This is a genomic window from Endozoicomonas sp. G2_2, from assembly GCF_017744135.1.
Classification (GTDB): Bacteria; Pseudomonadota; Gammaproteobacteria; order Nevskiales; family Salinisphaeraceae; genus Salinisphaera.
In genome coordinates this window covers 275218-291589 of the sequence record NZ_JAGHQU010000004.1, presented here as the reverse complement: position 1 = coordinate 291589, position 16372 = coordinate 275218, and the positions used below count along the sequence as shown (strand labels likewise).

Annotated in this window: 17 protein-coding genes; 13 read left to right on the top strand and 4 right to left on the bottom strand. The window is 66.5% G+C overall.

Annotation, left to right across the window (positions count from 1 at the left end):
- Window positions 1-56: 56 nt before the first annotated feature.
- Genes hemA through J7355_RS07050 form a run of 4 tightly spaced genes read left to right on the top strand, consistent with a single transcriptional unit; the run spans window position 57 to window position 3977 of the window.
- Entirely contained in the window at window positions 57-1346 is a 1290-nt protein-coding gene (hemA, locus tag J7355_RS07065; RefSeq protein ID WP_209061212.1) for a glutamyl-tRNA reductase, read from the top strand.
- Complete coding sequence (gene prfA, locus J7355_RS07060; RefSeq protein ID WP_209061210.1) at window positions 1343-2428, top strand: peptide chain release factor 1; 1086 nt, start codon at window positions 1343-1345, stop codon at window positions 2426-2428. Before hemA ends, prfA begins: the two co-directional genes overlap by 4 nt.
- A gap of 11 nt (window positions 2429-2439) precedes the next feature.
- Window positions 2440-3291 carry a peptide chain release factor N(5)-glutamine methyltransferase gene (gene prmC, locus J7355_RS07055; protein ID WP_209061208.1) on the top strand — a complete coding sequence of 284 codons (852 nt, stop codon included), beginning with the start codon at window positions 2440-2442 and terminating at the stop codon, window positions 3289-3291.
- Complete coding sequence (locus J7355_RS07050) at window positions 3288-3977, top strand: DUF3047 domain-containing protein (RefSeq protein WP_209061206.1); 690 nt, start codon at window positions 3288-3290, stop codon at window positions 3975-3977. The genes prmC and J7355_RS07050 overlap by 4 nt, the downstream gene beginning before the upstream one ends.
- Window positions 3978-3994: 17 nt before the next feature.
- On the opposite strand, the gene J7355_RS07045 is transcribed toward J7355_RS07050, so the two are convergent.
- A complete protein-coding gene (locus J7355_RS07045; RefSeq protein ID WP_209061205.1) occupies window positions 3995-5008 on the bottom strand; it encodes an isocitrate dehydrogenase in 1014 nt (337 codons plus the stop codon).
- Between the two features lie 256 nt (window positions 5009-5264).
- Here J7355_RS07045 and J7355_RS07040 point away from each other — a divergent pair, with 256 nt between their 5' ends.
- The 8 genes from J7355_RS07040 (at window position 5265) to J7355_RS07005 (ending at window position 11338) form a co-directional block, all read left to right on the top strand.
- Window positions 5265-5795, top strand: a complete 531-nt coding sequence (locus tag J7355_RS07040) for a L,D-transpeptidase family protein (protein ID WP_209061203.1) — start codon at window positions 5265-5267, stop codon at window positions 5793-5795.
- A 22-nt stretch (window positions 5796-5817) separates the two neighbouring features.
- Window positions 5818-6804: a cation transporter gene (locus J7355_RS07035; RefSeq protein WP_209061202.1), complete on the top strand. Its 987-nt coding sequence runs from the start codon at window positions 5818-5820 to the stop codon at window positions 6802-6804.
- 92 nt (window positions 6805-6896) lie between these two features.
- Entirely contained in the window at window positions 6897-7292 is a 396-nt protein-coding gene (locus tag J7355_RS07030; protein ID WP_247739841.1) for a M67 family metallopeptidase, read from the top strand.
- 97 nt (window positions 7293-7389) lie between these two features.
- A complete protein-coding gene (locus J7355_RS07025) occupies window positions 7390-9093 on the top strand; it encodes a proline--tRNA ligase (protein WP_209061200.1) in 1704 nt (567 codons plus the stop codon).
- A 241-nt stretch (window positions 9094-9334) separates the two neighbouring features.
- Window positions 9335-9865 (top strand): lytic transglycosylase domain-containing protein, encoded by a 531-nt coding sequence (locus J7355_RS07020; protein ID WP_348523004.1) that lies wholly within the window; start codon window positions 9335-9337, stop codon window positions 9863-9865.
- 66 nt (window positions 9866-9931) lie between these two features.
- On the top strand, window positions 9932-10312 hold the full coding sequence (locus J7355_RS07015) for an ArsC/Spx/MgsR family protein (RefSeq protein WP_247739822.1): 381 nt from the start codon (window positions 9932-9934) through the stop codon (window positions 10310-10312).
- Window positions 10313-10325: 13 nt separating this feature from the next.
- On the top strand, window positions 10326-10967 hold the full coding sequence (gene wrbA, locus J7355_RS07010) for an NAD(P)H:quinone oxidoreductase (protein WP_209061199.1): 642 nt from the start codon (window positions 10326-10328) through the stop codon (window positions 10965-10967).
- Window positions 10967-11338 carry a DUF2069 domain-containing protein gene (locus tag J7355_RS07005; RefSeq protein WP_209061198.1) on the top strand — a complete coding sequence of 124 codons (372 nt, stop codon included), beginning with the start codon at window positions 10967-10969 and terminating at the stop codon, window positions 11336-11338. The genes wrbA and J7355_RS07005 overlap by 1 nt, the downstream gene beginning before the upstream one ends.
- Before the next feature lie 10 nt (window positions 11339-11348).
- Here the strand turns inward: J7355_RS07005 and J7355_RS07000 are convergent, their stop codons facing one another.
- Window positions 11349-12929 carry an FAD-binding oxidoreductase gene (locus tag J7355_RS07000; protein WP_209061197.1) on the bottom strand — a complete coding sequence of 527 codons (1581 nt, stop codon included), beginning with the start codon at window positions 12927-12929 and terminating at the stop codon, window positions 11349-11351.
- 221 nt (window positions 12930-13150) lie between these two features.
- On the opposite strand from J7355_RS07000, the gene J7355_RS06995 reads away from it, so the two are divergent.
- A complete protein-coding gene (locus tag J7355_RS06995) occupies window positions 13151-14323 on the top strand; it encodes a serine hydrolase domain-containing protein (protein ID WP_209061196.1) in 1173 nt (390 codons plus the stop codon).
- A 38-nt stretch (window positions 14324-14361) separates the two neighbouring features.
- Here J7355_RS06995 and hda read toward each other — a convergent pair whose 3' ends face one another.
- Both hda and J7355_RS06985 read right to left on the bottom strand, forming a co-directional pair.
- Window positions 14362-15063 (bottom strand): DnaA regulatory inactivator Hda, encoded by a 702-nt coding sequence (gene hda / locus J7355_RS06990; protein WP_209061194.1) that lies wholly within the window; start codon window positions 15061-15063, stop codon window positions 14362-14364.
- A 28-nt stretch (window positions 15064-15091) separates the two neighbouring features.
- Window positions 15092-16129, bottom strand: a complete 1038-nt coding sequence (locus tag J7355_RS06985; protein WP_209061192.1) for an AI-2E family transporter — start codon at window positions 16127-16129, stop codon at window positions 15092-15094.
- Between the last annotated feature and the right edge of the window lie 243 nt (window positions 16130-16372).

Below are 16372 nucleotides of genomic sequence, written 5' to 3'. Positions count from 1 at the left end.
AACCAGGGGCTATGCAAACGCCACGCGGTACGTGACGGGAACGGTAGAATGACGCCATGACGCTGCTGACCGTCGGCCTGAACCACATCACCGCCCCGCTATCGGTCCGCGAGACCGCGGCGTTCCCGCCCGAGCAGTTCGACTCGGCGCTGGACGACTTCCTGCGCCTGCCGCATGTGCATGAAGGCGCAATCCTGTCGACCTGCAATCGCACCGAGCTGTATGCGGTCACCGACGCGCCCGGCGACGCCGAGCTGCGCCACTGGCTGTGCGCCCAGCGCGGCCTCAACGACGACGCGATGGCGCGCTATTTCTATATTCATCGCGATCGCGACACCGTGCGCCACAGCCTGCGAGTGGCGGCCGGGCTGGATTCGATGATCCTCGGCGAGCCGCAGATCCTCGGCCAGATGAAAAACGCCTATCGCAGCGCGCGTGCGGCGCGCGGCGCCGGGCCCTTGCTGACAAGGCTATTCGAACACAGCTTTGCGGTCGCCAAGCAGATCCGCAGCCAGACCGAGATCGGCGCCAATCCCGTATCGGTCGCCTACGCCGGGGTCAGCCTGGCGCGCCAGATCTTTGCCGATCTGTCGGAAACCTGCGCGATGTTCATCGGCGCGGGCGAAACGGTGGACCTGGCCGCGCGTTATCTGGCCGAAGCCGGCGTACACCGCATGATCTTCGCCAATCGCAGCGTCGAACGCGCCCAGTCGCTGGCCACCCGCTATCACGGCTATGCCATCGCGCTCGACGACGTGGCCGCGCATCTCGCGGAAGCCGACATGCTCGTGTCTTCCACCGCCGCGCCGGGCTATCTCGTGCACTACGACCAGCTGCGTGGCGCCGTGAAGAAGCGTCGCCGCAAACCGATGTTCGTGCTCGACCTGGCCGTACCACGCGATATCGATCCGGCCGCCGGCGAGCTCGAGGACATCTATCTCTATTCGGTGGATGACCTGCAGAGCGTGATCGACGACAATCGGCGCTCGCGCGAAAAGGCCGCCGCGCTGGCCGATGGCATGCTCGATGTGCGCATCGAGGAATACATCGACTGGCTGGATTCACGCCAGGCCACCGATACCATCCGCCAGCTGCGCGACCGGGCACATGCCACGCGTGAGGATGTGCTGGCCAAGGCCCAGCGCCGGCTCGCGCGCGGCGAGAACGCCGAGGACGTGCTGACCTTCGTCGGACGCACGCTCACCAACAAGCTGATGCACGAGCCGAGTGCGGCGCTGCGCAAGGCGCGCGGCGCGCATCAGCAGGAACTGCTGACCAGTGCCCGTCATCTGTTCTCGCTCGATGACGGTGACTCTTCCAAAACGACTACAGAAGACAACGAATGAAAGATTCCCTGCGCGCCAAACTCGAGGAACTGGTCGAACGCCACGAGGACCTCGCGCATTCCCTGTCCGATCCGGAGGTGATCAACGATCAGGACAAGTTCCGGCGCATGTCCCAGGAATACGCCCAGCTGGAATCGCTGGCCGAGGACTATCGCGCCTGGCGTGCGCTGGTCGACGAGATCGCCGATCTGGAAGACATGGAAAGCGCAGACGAGACCGAGCTGCGCGAGATGGCCGAGGCCGAGCTGGGCGATGCCCGCGAGCGCCTGGTGGAACTCGAAGCTGCGCTGCGCAAGCACCTGATCCCGCGCGACCCCAACGACAACGCCAATCTCTACCTGGAGATCCGGGCCGGCACCGGCGGCGACGAAGCCGCCCTGTTCGCGGGCGATCTGCTGCGCATGTATTCCACCTATGCCGAAAAACAGGGCTGGCAGGTCGAGATCCTGTCGGCCAGCGAAGGCGAGCACGGCGGCTACAAGGAAGTGATCTCGCGGCTCATCGGCACCGGCGCGTTCTCGCGCCTGAAGTTTGAATCCGGCGCGCACCGCGTACAGCGCGTGCCCGCGACCGAGTCCCAGGGCCGTATCCACACGTCGGCGTGCACCGTCGCGGTGCTGCCCGAGCAGGACGAGGTCGAGGCGATCAAGATCGAGCCCAACGACCTGCGCGTGGATACCTTTCGCGCGGCCGGCGCGGGCGGCCAGCACGTCAACAAGACCGATTCGGCGATCCGCATCACCCATATCCCCACCGGCGTGGTGGTGGAATGCCAGCAGGAGCGTTCGCAGCACAAGAACCGGGCGCGGGCGATGAGCCTTTTGCAGACGAAGCTCATGACCGCCGAGCAGGACAAGCAGGACAGCGAACAGGCCGCCGCCCGCAAGAAGCTGGTCGGCAGTGGCGACCGCTCCGAGCGCATCCGCACCTACAACTTTCCCCAGGGCCGCGTGACCGATCACCGCATCAACCTCACGCTCTACAAGCTCGACGACGTGATGGCCGGCAACCTCGAGGAAATCGTCGACGCGCTTACCAGCGAGCACCAGGCCGACCTGCTCGCCGAAATGGGCGCGGCCTGACCGGGCGAACCATGCCGGCCACCATCGATGCGACGCTGCGCGACGCGCGGGTACGGCTGGCACAGACGAGCGACAGCCCGGACATCGATGCGCGGCGTCTGCTCGAGCACGTGCTCGAGCGCAGTGCGACCTGGCTGATCGTGCACGGTGGCGACCGTCTCGACGACGCACCACGGACACGCTTCGACGCCCTCCTCCAACGCCGCCTGGCTGGCGAACCGCTCGCCTATGTGATCGGACGCGCCGGCTTCTGGACGCTCGATCTCACCGTCACGCCGGACGTGCTCGTGCCCCGTCCGGATACCGAAACCCTGATCGAAACCGTACTTGCCCATCACGACAGCGCGCCGTTGCGGGTCGCTGACCTCGGCACCGGCAGCGGCGCCATCGCGCTCGCGCTGGCCAGCGAGCGTCCGCAATGGCGGCTCACCGGGACCGACGCCAGCACGGCCGCGCTCGCCTGTGCCGCGGCCAATGCCGAGCGCCTGGGCCTGGCCAACGTGAACTTCGCCGCCGGGCACTGGTATGCGCCGATCACAGGGCAGCGTTTCGACGTGATCGTGTCGAACCCGCCCTATGTCGCGCCCAACGACGTCCATCTCGACGCCCCGGCTTTGCGCCACGAACCACGAGCCGCGCTCGTTGCGTCGGCGCAGGGCCTCGCCGATATCCAGCAAATCACCCGCGATGCACCGGCCCACCTCACCGGCGGCGGTGCCCTCTATCTGGAACACGGCGCCGACCAGGGCGCCGCGGTACGCACATCGCTCATCGCCGCCGGCTTTTCAGGTGTGCTTACCCAGCGCGACCTCGGCGGCAACGATCGGGTCACCCACGGACGGCTCGGCGAGGACAGACAATGACCCGTATTCCGGCGCTCCGACAGGCGGCGCTTTCGACGACGCTGGGCCTTGCCCTGTCGACGGCCGCGCTCTCCTTCTCCGGCCAGGCTGCATCGGCCGCCGAACGCGTCGACGTGGGCTTATTCGCGCCGGGCGCGCTGTCGGCCTGGGAAAGCCGCGGCTTCGAGGGCGAAACCGCGTATCGCCTGACCGGCACGGGTGCGACGCGCGTGCTCGAAGCCCGCTGCGACGGCACCGCCTCCGCGATTGCCCGGCGGGTGCCGGTCGACTTGAATACGACCCCGGTACTGCACTGGCAATGGCGCGTCGCCGGCGTCCATCAGGGCCTCGACGAGCGCAGCAAGGGCGGCGACGACTTCGCCGCGCGGGTCTACGTGATTCACGACGGCGGACTGCTGAAATGGCGCACGCGGGCGATCAACTATGTGTGGGCCGGATCAAGCGAGGCCGGTACCCACTGGCCCAATCCGTTCACCGATCAGGCGATGATGGTGGCCGTACAGTCGGGCGCGCCGCGCGACGCGACCACCTGGGTGAGTGAATCACGCGATGTGCGCGCCGACTTCAAGCGCTTCTACGATCTCGACCTGGATGCCATCGACGCGGTCGCGATCATGACCGACTGCGACAACGCCGGCGGCCAGGCGACCGCCGCGTATCGCGATCTCCACTTCGCGCCCGAGTGAGCGCTAGCCACTAGCCACTAGCCCAGCCGTTCGATCACCGCGTCGGTGAAGCGTTCCGTCGTGGCGTTGCCGCCCAGATCGGGGGTGACGCGATCATGCTCGGCGACGACCGAGCGCACGGCGCGACGCAGGCGGTTGGCGTTCTCCACCTGGCCCACATGCTCGAGCATGAGCGCGGCAGCCAGGATCACCGACGTCGGGTTGGCAATGCCCTTGCCGGCGATATCCGGCGCGCTGCCGTGCACCGCCTCGAACATCGCGCAGCTCTCGCCGATGTTCGCACCGGGCGCCAGCCCCAGACCGCCGATCAGTCCCGCGCATAGGTCGGAAAGAATATCGCCGAACAGATTGGTGGTCACGATCACGTCGAAGCGCTCGGGATGCATGACGAGCTTCATCGCACAGGCATCGACGATCACCTCGTCGTGCTCGATGTCGTCGTATTCCTCGGAAATCTGGCGGCCCACTTCCAGAAACAGCCCGGAGGTGGATTTCATGATGTTGGCCTTGTGCGCCAGCGTGACCTTGCGCCGACCGCGCGCCCGCGCCATCTCGAAAGCGAAACGGATGATGCGCTCGCATTCGGAACGGGTAATCACCGACAGTGCCTCCGCGCGGTTGCCATCTTCCGAAACCTTCTGGCCCTGGCCGGAATACATGCCGCCGGTGTTCTCGCGCACGGTGATGATGTCGAGATTGTTGTAACGCGACTGCGTGCCCGGCATCGACAGCGTCGGCCGTACGTTGGCGTACAGATCGAAATGCTTGCGCATCGCCACGTTCACCGAGCGATAGCCCTTGCCCGACGGCGTGGTCACCGGCCCCTTGAGGACCAGCCCGGTCTTTTCGATCGACTTCAGCGCCGATTCCGGCATCACTTCCGATTCGCCGGCATCCAGAGCCGCCTGGCCGACGACGACTTCCTGGTAGTCGAGCCCGGTATCGAGACAATCGAGCACGCGCAGCGTGGCGTTGACGATATCCGGCCCGATGCCGTCGCCCTTGATGACTGTAACCGGCGTTTTGCTCATGACGATTCCTTCCACCTCGAAGTGTGTGGCCGCCTGCGCGCAGAGAAACGGCGGCGCTCGTGATTCCATTCGATATGGCCCTAATCCTAGCACCCGCCCGCTACCGCCATCCGTACGCCCATGGCAGGCTTGCAAATTGGCGCGGGCCGGCCCGGCACGGCAGAATTGCGGATCGCGGCGTTGCCGCCCTGACAACATGGCGTGCGATCGGCGCCGCCAGTCGCGTTATTCGATACCCACAACACCCGAGCCGGCCATGCGCTTGAAAGCCCTTTGTCCACGTCGCCCGCTTGTCCTCGGTCTGGTCGGCGCACTCCTGCTCGCGGTGTCCGCCACCGGGGTCGCACAGGATGTCCATGACGACGGCAGCCAGGCGCCGGTGGATCTGGTCGTGGTGATGAAGGCCAATCGCGTGCTGTATCTGTATGCCGATGGTGAGATGGTCGATCAGTTCCCCATCGCGCTCGGCAAGAACCCGATCGGCACCAAGCGCCAGCGCGGCGACAACCGCACCCCGGAAGGCCTTTACCGGCTCGACTGGCGTAATCCGGACAGCATTTTTCATCGATCCATCCACGTGTCGTATCCGAACGAGCAGGACCGCGCCCAGGCCGAGGCGCGCGGCGTCGACCCCGGCGATCTGATCATGATCCACGGCCAGCCGGACTATGACGATCGCGAACGCGAAGGCGACTGGACCAACGGCTGTATCGCCGTATCCAACGAAGCGATCAACGAGATATGGGATCGCGTCTCCGACGGCACGCGTATCCATATCTACCCCTAGCCGCGGGCCCGCGGCCGCCGGCATGACCCATCTCAAGCCGCGCAACCCCGACGCCCTGCCCGAGGACAAGCGGCTCGCGCTCCGCGACGCGCAGCGCCTGGAATGGCTCACGCTCGGCCTGCGTATGAGTGTTGCGGGCGCGCTGTATCTCGCGCTCGGCGGCACCCAGGCACTTACGGCGGTATGGCTCAAGAGCCTTTGGGCGTTGCTGCCCCCGGTGGCCTTTCTGGTCGCGTGTCGGGTAGAGCAACGCGCGCCTCGGCCACGCTTTCCCTACGGCTTCTACCGTGCCGGCACCATCGCCTTTCTCGCCGGCGCACTCGCGCTCGGCGCGATGGGCGTCTTCCTGTGCTACACCGGCCTGCATGGGCTCGTCACCGCTCGCACGTCCGCGCTGGCCACACTCTGGGCCAGCCCGTTCGCGCAATGGCACGGCTGGCTCGTGATCGCCGCCCTGGCCTACAGCATCGCCGTGCCGATGATCACCGGCGGCGCGCGGCAACGCCTGGCGATCGCCCTGCACGACAAGGGGCTGTACGCAGACGCCACGATGGGGCGAGCCAACTGGCTGGCCGGGACTGCGGCCATCGTCGGGGTACTCGGCATCGGCCTCGGGCTATGGTGGGTCGACTGGGTCGCCACGCTCGTCATTGGCGCCGATATTTTGCGCTACGGCGCGCGACATACCCGCACTGCGGTCTGCGATCTCATCGACGAAGTACCGCGCCGGCTCGATACCGGCGCCGTGGACCCGCTGGGCGCCAGGATCCACAGCCATCTGGTGGCGCTCGACTGGGTGGCCGACGCGCGGGTACGGCTGCGCGAGGAAGGCCGGCGACTGACCGGCATGGCTTTCGTGTGCCCCCAGGCGGACACCGCCGCCCTGCTGGATCGCCTGGCGCAGACACGGGAGGAGATCGAACGCCTCGACTGGCGGCTGCTGGACTTCGAACTCGTGCCGGTCGACGCCCGGCGCTGCGCCGCGCAGATGCACATACCGGGCGCCTGACTGCACCACGGCGCTCGTCGCCGGCCGCTTCGGACGCTATGATGCGCGTCGATTTTTCGAGGGCGGGAGCAACAGGCGTGACACCTTTGAAGATGAGTCGGCCGCTGGCCACCCGGCTGCTGTTCGAAGCACAGAAACAGCCAGACTTGGAAGTCTGCGGATTTCTCGGTGCGCGCGACGGCGAACCCTGCGAGATCTATCCGGTGACGAATGTCGCCGCCGACCCGGCCCGTCGCTTCGAAATGGACCCGCGCGACCAGATCGCCGCGATGAAGACCATGCGCGAGAACGGCGAAACCCTGTTCGCGATCTATCACTCGCATCCCAGCGCACCGCCCGAACCATCGATCCACGATCTCGAAGGGCTTGGCTATCCCGACGCGCTCTATCTGATCATTTCTCTCAACATCAAGGGCGTACTCGAGATGCGCGCCTGGCAGCGCGCCGATGGCGAAATGGCCGAACGCGTGCTCACGGTCATGGATTGAGCGCACGCACATCGCAGCGCCGGTCTTCTCGGCCGGGGCCTTTTCTTTTTTGTAGAATCGCGGCCTGATCCGTTCACCCGCTCAACCGGCCTAGCCCATGCGTCTATCCGCCTTCGCGCTGTCCACCACCAAGGAAACCCCGGCCGATGCCGAGATCGTGTCGCACCAGCTGATGCTGCGTGCCGGGATGATCCGCAAGCTGGGCGCCGGGCTCTACACCTGGGCGCCGCTGGGGATGCGCGTGCTGCGCAAGGTCGAACACATCATTCGCCAGGAAATGGACGCCGCCGGCGCGCTGGAAGTGCTCATGCCCGCCGTGCAGCCGGCCGAGCTCTGGCAGCAGTCCGGTCGCTGGGACGCCATGGGCGACCTTATGCTGCGCATGAACGACCGCCTCGGCCGCGAATACTGTTTCGGGCCCACGCACGAGGAAGTGATCACCGACTACGCCAAGCGCGACCTGTCCAGCTACAAGCAGCTGCCGGTGAACTACTATCAGATCCAGACCAAGTTCCGCGACGAGATCCGGCCGCGCTTCGGCCTGATGCGCGCACGCGAGTTCATCATGAAGGATGCCTACTCCTTCCACATGGATGACGCGGATCTGGATCGTGAATATCACGCCATGCGCGCCGCCTACACGGCGATTCTGGACCGCATCGGCCTGGATTATCGCGTCGTGGCCGCCGACTCGGGCGCCATCGGCGGCGCCAAATCCGAAGAGTTCCACGTCCTTGCCCACGCCGGTGAAGACGAACTCGCGGTCTCGGAAGACGGCCGCTATGCCGCCAACATCGAAGCCGCGATCACCACGGCGGGCGACGGCGAGCGCCCCGCCCCGTCCGGCGAGCTGCGCAAGGTGGAAACCCCCGGCGTGGCCACCATTGCCGACCTGTGCAAATCGCTCGATCTGCCGGTCGAGACCACCGCCAAGGCGATCGTGGTGATGGGCGACGACAACAAGCCGGTGCTGATGGTGCTGCGTGGTGACCACACGCTCAACGACATCAAGGCCGAGGCCATCGACGGCATCGCCACGCCGTTGCAGTTCGCCGAGGAAAACGTCATCCGCGAACACTTCGGCGCTGGGCCCGGTTCGCTCGGCCCGGTCAACGTCAATATCCGCGTGATCGCGGACTATGCCGTACAGAACGCCGCCAACATGGCCGTGGGCGCCAACTACGACGGTGCCCATTTCGTGAACTTCAACTGGGGCCGCGACGCCGTCGAGCCCGAGTTCGCCGATCTGCGCAACGTCGTCGCCGGCGACCCCAGCCCGGACGGCTCGCCGCTTTCGATTTTGCGCGGCATCGAGGTCGGCCACGTCTTCCAGCTCGGCGACAAGTACAGCACCGCACTCGATCTGACCGTGCTCGACGAGAACGGCAAGGCGGTGACGCCGCAGATGGGCTGCTACGGCTTCGGCGTGTCGCGCATCGTCGCGGCGGCCATCGAACAGTGCTACGACGACGCCGGCATCTGCTGGCCGACCGCGATCGCGCCGTTCGAGCTGGTGATCATCCCGATCAAGGCCGACAAGTCCGCGGCCGTGCGCGAGGCCTGCGAAAAACTCTATACCGAATGCCGCGAGGCCGGTATCGACGTGGCCTACGACGACCGCGGCCTGCGCCCCGGCCCGATGTTCGCCGATGCCGAGCTGATCGGCATCCCGCATCGCGTGGTGGTTTCCGATCGCGGCATCGAGGCCGGCACGCTGGAATACAAGGGCCGCCGCGACAGCGAGAACAGCCAGATCGAGTTCAGCTTCGAGGCCCTGCGTCAGAAACTCGCGCAGGGCTAGCGCGCCGCCCGTGAGGCCTGCGGGCTAAGCCTTCGCGGCCCGCGGCCGATATTGTCGATACGCCGTGGCCACGCGGGGCACGGTGTCTGAACGCTTGACGGTCGCCGGGCCGTCGGCTCAGATGGGGTTTCGGGGGCGACAGAATTTGTTCATCAAGGCTTCAAAACGGCGCGCGGCTTTTCGGCGCCTTGCACACGGCTTTTGCCTGCTTGTAGCGCTGGGCGTTGCCGCGGGTACCGGCGTGCAGGCCCATGCCGCGGCCGCGCAGCCTGCGACCGTCGATCCCGCGCTGCGCCGCGCGCTGGTGGCGGCCGTCCAGGAATCCGCCACGTTTTCGAATCGCTTCGAGGCGGAAGTCTGGCTCATGGACATGTCCACCCGGCTGGCGCGACAGGTGCCGGACGTGGGCCGGCGCATGGCGCTGCTCAAGACGGTGCACGCCGAAGCGACCCGTGCCGGGCTCGACCCGCAGATCGTGCTATCGCTGATTCAGGTGGAATCCGCATTCAAGCGCTTTGCCGTGTCCTCTGCCGGCGCCATGGGGCTGATGCAGGTGATGCCGTTCTGGATCGACGAGATCGGCCGCCCCGACGACAATCTCTTCGACATGCGTACCAACCTGCGATATGGCTGCACGATCCTGGCGCACTATCTCGACCGCGAAAACGGCGACCTCACCCGTGCCCTGGCGCGCTACAACGGCAGTCTGGGCCAGTACTGGTATCCCTCGCGCGTGGCCACCGCGCTGCAGACGCGCTGGTACGCGCGCTAGCGAAGAAATCCGTTCGACGATTGCGTCCGCGTGGTCCGGGCCGCAGGATATGCCGCCGGTTCACACTTGTCCGCTGCCATGCGCCTGTACTACAACCCGCGCTGTTCGAAGTCGCGTGCCGCCCGCCAGCTGCTCGAAGACGCGGGCCATGCGGTCGAGATCGTGGCCTATCTCGACACGCCGCCCGATACACCCGAACTCGCCGCGCTGATCGACCGCCTCGACGTCGAGCCGACCGCGTTGGTGCGTACCACCGACAAGGCATTCGATAGCGAGGCAGGGGCACCGCTCACCCGCGAGGCGGTGATCGATGTGTTGCAGCGCACGCCGGCGTTGATGCAGCGGCCGGTGCTCGACACCGGCGAGCGCGCGCTCATCGCCCGGCCGCCCGAACGCGTATTCGAACTCGTCGACCGTCCCGCGAATCACCATCCCGCGAATCACTAGAGAAGCGCAGCGCATGAGCGATCAGCCCGCGACCGACCGTCCAGCGTCCGGTGAACACCGCGACATCCTGGTGCTCTACTACAGCCGCAACGGAGCGACAGCCGCGCTCGCCAACGAGGTCGCGCGGGGCGTGGCCCGCGCGCGGCCGATGCAGGCCCGGGTGCGTACCGTGCCCGAGGTTTCGCCGGACACCGAGGCCAGCGCAGCGCCGGTACCGGACAGCGGCGCGCCCTATGTCAGTCACGACGATCTCGAGGAATGCGCCGGGCTGATCATCGGCTCGCCGACGCGTTTCGGCAACATGGCCGCGCCCCTGAAATACTTCATCGACACGCTGTCGGGCCAGTGGTTGTCGGGCACGCTGGCCGACAAGCCGGGCGCGGTGTTCACCTCCACCGGCAGTCTGCACGGCGGCCAGGAGACCACGCTCACGAGCATGATGCTGCCGCTAATCCACCACGGCATGCTGCTGGTCGGCCTCACCTATACCGCCGATAATCTCCTGGCGGAGACCGACAGCGGCGGCACACCCTACGGCGCCAGCCACGTATCCGGCGTGTTGGGCGACAAGGGGCTCACCGATATCGAAAAGCAACTGGCGCGCAATCTCGGCGAACGCGTTGCGCGTACCGCGCTCAAACTGGGAAGCCACTGATGCGCTGGTCTCGCTATGCACTCGGCCTCGCCGTTGCCGGCAATCTGGCGCTGATCGCCAGCCTGTTCCTGCTGGCCGGCACGGATACCGGCGCGCGACTCATTCTGGCGGTCGTATTCAGCCTGCCGCTGCTCGCGTCGCTCAACGGGCTCTGCCGGGCCCGTGTATACACCGCAGCCTGGGCCTCGATGGCCGCGCTGTTCTACATGGCCTATGCGATGGTCGAATACATCGCCGGCGCCGGCACGCTGGCCGTCGATATCTGTCTTGCCGGCAGTATCGCGATGTTCGTGGGCACGGTCGTGTTCGCGAAGTGGGATGCCCGCGAGCGCGAGGCCGGCGCCGAAACGGACACGCCCCCCACCGACTGACCGCGCCGCGTCAATCGTCGAACCAGAGCCCGGGATTGAGCATGCCGCTCGGATCGAGCGCTGACTTGGCGCCGCGAATCGCACTGCGAAAGGCGGCCGGTATTTCGGTGCGCGCATGGTCACGATGATCGCGCCCCATGGCGTGGTGATGGCTCATCGTGCCGCCGCCGTCGACGACCGCTTCCGACACCGCGGCCTTGAGTTGCTGCCACTGAGTCAGTAGCGCGGCGTGTTCGCCGGGGGCGTAGAACGAGAAATACAGCGCCACGCCGTCGGGGTAGGCATGGGTGACGCGGCAGGCCACGCCGCCGTGCCCGCAGACGTCTTCCAGGGCATCGCCGGTCGCTTCCATGACGCTGTGATAGAACGCCGGCACCGCGGACCAGGGCAAGGCAGTCTCGAAGGTGTCGACGATCACGGCGTGATCCAGCAGCGCGTCGCGCAGGTAGGGCTGGCGAAAGAAGGCGTCGCGCCAGTTGCCCGCGCCCTGGTCGCCCGACGCCCGCGGGGTGCCGCCATGAGCGCGCGCGATGTCGACCGCGGCATCACGCGCGTGGGACACGTCGTACTCACCCTCGAAGCCGAGAATCATCAGCGCGCCCTCGCCTGCGCTGCCGGCCAGCGCGGTAGAGACCATATGCTCGAAGGGGTCTAGCACGCGCATCTGGGCCGGCCAGATCTCGGCCTGGGCGATCGCGCGGGTGGCTTCCAGCGCACTCTCGAAATCGTCGAAACCGATCGCAGCCGACAGCTTGTGCGCCGGATTCGCGACCAGACGCAGGCGCACATCGGTGATCACGCCCAGCGCGCCTTCGCTGCCGCACCAGAGCCGGTTCGGGTCGGGCCCGATGCTCGAGGCCGGCAGGGCACGCGTCGTAGCCGTGCGCCCGTCGGGCAGCATCACCGACAAGGCCTGTACGCGATCCTCGATCTTGGCCCGCAGGGTGGAGAAATGCCCTGCCCCGCGGGTGGCGACCCAGCCGCCGAGCGTGGAATGAAAATACGACTGCGGGTAATGGCGTACGGCCAGCCCTGTACCCACGAGTGCGTCCTCCAGCGCGGGGCCGAGAATGCCGGCCTGGGCATGAACCACGCGATCGCGCTCGTTGATTTCGATGACCTGATCGAGACCTTGAAGATCGATCGTCACCGCGCCTGGCCAGTCATCCATATCTTCGGGATTGATGCCGCCGACCACGCTGGAGCCGCCGCCGAAAGGGATCGCGGCCAGTCCGCGATCGGATGCCCAGGCCAGCGTATCCGCGAGTTCGTCCGTGCTGCGCGGCGTGGCTACCGCGGCCGGTGCGGGTAACGCCGCGCCGGCGCGCAGGTTGGCGAGATCGCGAAAACTGCGCCCCGCGGCGTGCAGCAGGCGGGTTTCATGATTGGTGGACACGAACGCCGCCAGCGAGGCCGGTGGTTCGATCGCCGGCGTGGCCAATCTGACGTCGGACGGCTTCGGCGACGGGCGCGCCTCGGCAGGGGCACCACCGAGCAGCGGTGCCATGACGTCCAGAATCGGCCGCAGCTCGGCGCGATCGATCGCGTCTTCGCTATAGCCCCAGCCCATGGGGTTGCGGGTCTTGTTCAAGCGCTTCTCCTCCGAGGCCGCCGCACGGCGGCGCCGACTCGATTTTCGATTTTGTTATCGTTGTTTTTCGTTTTCGGGCGCTGCGGTTCGCGCATCCGGCGGGCGCGCTAGCCGCCGGGGCTTTCCGGAGTGTACAAAAACCAAAGGCGGATCGAACGCGCCGCGCTTCGCGCCCCAGGCGCGACGGATATAAAGACAATTACAACAACGAGGAGAACGACATGACGTCCCTACACGACACCACAGCGATCGACCGGGTACTGCAACAGGCCGTGGACGCCGGCGACGTGCCGCACGTCGTGGCCCTGGCCGCGGACGAGAACGGACCGATCTATGAAGGCGCGGCCGGGCCGCAGGCTGTCGGCAGCAATGAGCCGATCAGCGCCGACACGATGTTTCGAATCGCCTCGATGACCAAGATGGTCGCCACCGTCGGCGCGCTCCAGCAGGTCGAGCGCGGCAATCTGGATCTCGACACGCCGGTCGAGGAGCTGCTGCCCGAATTCGCCGATCTGCAGGTGCTCGACGGCTTCGAGGGCAAGGCGCCGATCCTGCGCCCGCCGGCGAGCAAGGCCACGGTCCGGCAGCTGATCACGCATACCGCCGGGCTCGGTTACTGGTTCTTCAACGAAGACCTCAAGCGCTGGGAGGAAGCGACCGGCAACCCCAACGTGCTCAGCGGCAGCAACGAGGCCTTCAAGGCGCCCCTGGTCGCGGACCCGGGCACGCGCTTCGAATACGGCATCAATACCGACTGGCTCGGCCGCGTTGTGGAAGTCGCCGCCGGCGAATCGCTGGACCGCTACCTGCACGACAACGTGCTCCAGCCCTTGGGTATGGACAATACCGTGTTCCTGATGGACGACGCCCAGCGGGCCCGTTCGACCCCGATCCATGTCCGCGACGACGACGGCCAGTGGGTGCCTACCGAGGTGGACTGGTCCCAGCAGCCCGAGTGGTGGGCCGGCGGCCACGGCCTGTATGCCACCCCGCGCGACTACCTGGCGTTTCAGCGCATGCTGCTCAACAACGGCCAACTCGACGGCGAACGGATTCTGTCGGCCGAGAGCGTACGTGCCGCTTTCACCAACCAGATCGGCGATCTCGATTTCCCCGAGACCATCCCTACCGCCGAACCGCAGACCACCGCGGCCTTTCATGGCGGGCCGGGGCTCAAATGGGGCTTCGGCCTGCTGCTCAACACCCGCCAGGCGCCCGGCATGCGGGCGGCAGGCAGCGGCGCCTGGGCCGGACTGTTCAATACCCATTTCTGGGTCGACCAGGCCAGCGGCGTGACCGGCGCGATCTATACCCAGACGCTGCCGTTCGTGGAGCCGCGGGTGTTCGCGGTCTATACCGACTTCGAAGAGGCGCTGTATTCAGCGCTGAGCTGAAGTCACGGGCGTCGGCACGCCGCGGCGTGCCGGCGTCTTCAGCCGTCGGCGGCCGCGCCCAGCGTCTGCTTGACGAAGGGAATGGTCAGACGGCGGTGGGCCGCAAGCGATGCATGGTCGAGCGTATCGAGTGCGCGCATCAGTGCCGGCACGTCGCGCTCGCCGTGCCGTAGCAGCCAGCGGGCTGTCGCATCGGGCATTTCCATACCGCGCTGGGCGGCACGCTCGACGAGCAATGCATGCTTGTCGGCATCATCGAGTTCGGCGGTCGCGATCACCCCGCCCCAGACCAGTCGGCTGGCCAGATCGGGTAGCGCCAGACCCAGTTCCGCCGGCGGCTGTCGATCGGCTGCCAGCAAACGTCCGCCGCGCGCGCGCAGTCCGTCTGTGAGACTCAATAGCGCGATTTCAGCGTCGCGGTCGCCTGCGATCGCCGCTACATCGTCGATACAGACACAGTCCATATCCTGTAACCCGGCCAGTAGCGACTCGGCTTGATCGGCGACCTGATCCAGCGGCACATAGACACTGCGATCGCCGGCATCGCCGGCTGCACGACACACCGCCTGGAGCAAATGCGTCTTGCCGCTGGCTTCGGGGCCGTGCACGAACAGGCGCTCGCTGCGGCCATCGGCAATCTGGGTCACGGCTGCGCGTACGGGCGCGTTCGTTTCGCCCACGAATGCGTCGAGCGTCGCGCTCTGCGGCAGCTGAACCCCCAGAATGAGCTGTGTCGCCATTATCGCGACCTCGTCGAACACACAGACATCAATGGTCGAGATAGGCTCGGCTGGAGCGCCATTGTCGACCACCGTAGCGCACGATCACAGCCACGGCCGCGGCCACCGGCAAGGCAATGAGCACACCGACGAAGCCCAGGATCTGACCGCCGGCCAGTACCGCGAAAATGACCCACACCGGATGCAGGCCGATGGCATCACCCAGCAGCAGCGGCTGCAGAATCACCTGTTCGAGCACCTGACCGATACCGAAGACGATGAAAACCCAGACCAGCTGGAACGGGTCGCCGGTCTGTACGAGCATCGCAATGCTCGATACCAGCAAGCCGCTGATCACGCCAACATAAGGCACGAAGCTCACCAGCCCCGCGCCCAGACCGATCACCAGCGCCAGATCGAGGCCCGCCAGCCACAGACCGACGATATAAATCGAGCCGAGCACGGTCATCACCAGAAGCTGGCCACGGATGAACTGGCCCAATACCTGGTCGGTTTCCTCGGCGAGTTCGGTGATCGTGCCGACGTAACGACGCGGCAGCTGCGACTTGATCCAGGCCACCATGTGGTCCCAGTCGCGCAGCAGGTAGAACATGATCACCGGAATCAGCAGCACGTTCATGGCGATCGCCATGAGCGCGGTGCCCGAGGAAAAAGCCTGCTTGGCCACCGAGGAGGCAAAACCGCCGGCCGTGCCCCAGTTCTCGGCGATCAGCGTCTTGATGGATTCGATATCCAGCGCGCGCCCGCCCAGATAGGGGGCCGTGGCGCGCTGGATCCAGTCCACATAACGCGGCAGGTTCTGAACCAGCGTATTGGCCTGCTGTTGCAGCTGCGGCAATAACAGCAACAGCAACAGCGTGAACACCACGACGACCACCGCGAACACGACCACGACGCCGCCCGTACGGGACAAACGCAGCCTTTCGAGACGATCGACGATGGGATCACAGACATAGGCCAGACCCGCGCCGATCAGAAACGGCGTGAGCACGGAACCGAGCAGCCACACCGAGACGAATACGAACACGAGCGCGCCGATCGCCAGATTGCGCTGACGCTTCGTCATGGCGAGACGACCTCCGCCCGGCGCGCGGCCACAGGCAAGGGCGCGCCTTCAACAACGAACGCGCTGACGCGGGCGGGGCGCGGTGAAAAAGACATGCAGCGGCTGCCTTCGGCGTCTGTTGTCATGAACGTCCTCGTTGCCGCACGCGCCTGCCCCTGTTGCCGGATCGCCGAACGGGTCTGTCGCTTTCGCACCCGCGACGCGCCGCGGGCGGCGTGGTTGCGGCGCGAGCCCGGCCGGAAA

Excerpts from the sequence above, each read along its gene's own strand:
- hemA (WP_209061212.1), top strand. The coding sequence starts at position 57 with ATGACGCTGCTGACCGTCGGCCTGAACCACATCACCGCCCCGCTATCG.
- J7355_RS07040 (WP_209061203.1), top strand. The coding sequence starts at position 5,265 with ATGCGCTTGAAAGCCCTTTGTCCACGTCGCCCGCTTGTCCTCGGTCTG.
- J7355_RS07045 (WP_209061205.1), bottom strand. The coding sequence starts at position 5,008 with ATGAGCAAAACGCCGGTTACAGTCATCAAGGGCGACGGCATCGGGCCG.
- J7355_RS07050 (WP_209061206.1), top strand. The coding sequence starts at position 3,288 with ATGACCCGTATTCCGGCGCTCCGACAGGCGGCGCTTTCGACGACGCTG.
- hda (WP_209061194.1), bottom strand. The coding sequence starts at position 15,063 with ATGGCGACACAGCTCATTCTGGGGGTTCAGCTGCCGCAGAGCGCGACG.
- J7355_RS07025 (WP_209061200.1), top strand. The coding sequence starts at position 7,390 with ATGCGTCTATCCGCCTTCGCGCTGTCCACCACCAAGGAAACCCCGGCC.
- prfA (WP_209061210.1), top strand. The coding sequence starts at position 1,343 with ATGAAAGATTCCCTGCGCGCCAAACTCGAGGAACTGGTCGAACGCCAC.
- J7355_RS07035 (WP_209061202.1), top strand. The coding sequence starts at position 5,818 with ATGACCCATCTCAAGCCGCGCAACCCCGACGCCCTGCCCGAGGACAAG.
- J7355_RS06995 (WP_209061196.1), top strand. The coding sequence starts at position 13,151 with ATGACGTCCCTACACGACACCACAGCGATCGACCGGGTACTGCAACAG.
- J7355_RS06985 (WP_209061192.1), bottom strand. The coding sequence starts at position 16,129 with ATGACGAAGCGTCAGCGCAATCTGGCGATCGGCGCGCTCGTGTTCGTA.
- wrbA (WP_209061199.1), top strand. The coding sequence starts at position 10,326 with ATGAGCGATCAGCCCGCGACCGACCGTCCAGCGTCCGGTGAACACCGC.
- J7355_RS07030 (WP_247739841.1), top strand. The coding sequence starts at position 6,897 with ATGAGTCGGCCGCTGGCCACCCGGCTGCTGTTCGAAGCACAGAAACAG.
- J7355_RS07005 (WP_209061198.1), top strand. The coding sequence starts at position 10,967 with ATGCGCTGGTCTCGCTATGCACTCGGCCTCGCCGTTGCCGGCAATCTG.
- prmC (WP_209061208.1), top strand. The coding sequence starts at position 2,440 with ATGCCGGCCACCATCGATGCGACGCTGCGCGACGCGCGGGTACGGCTG.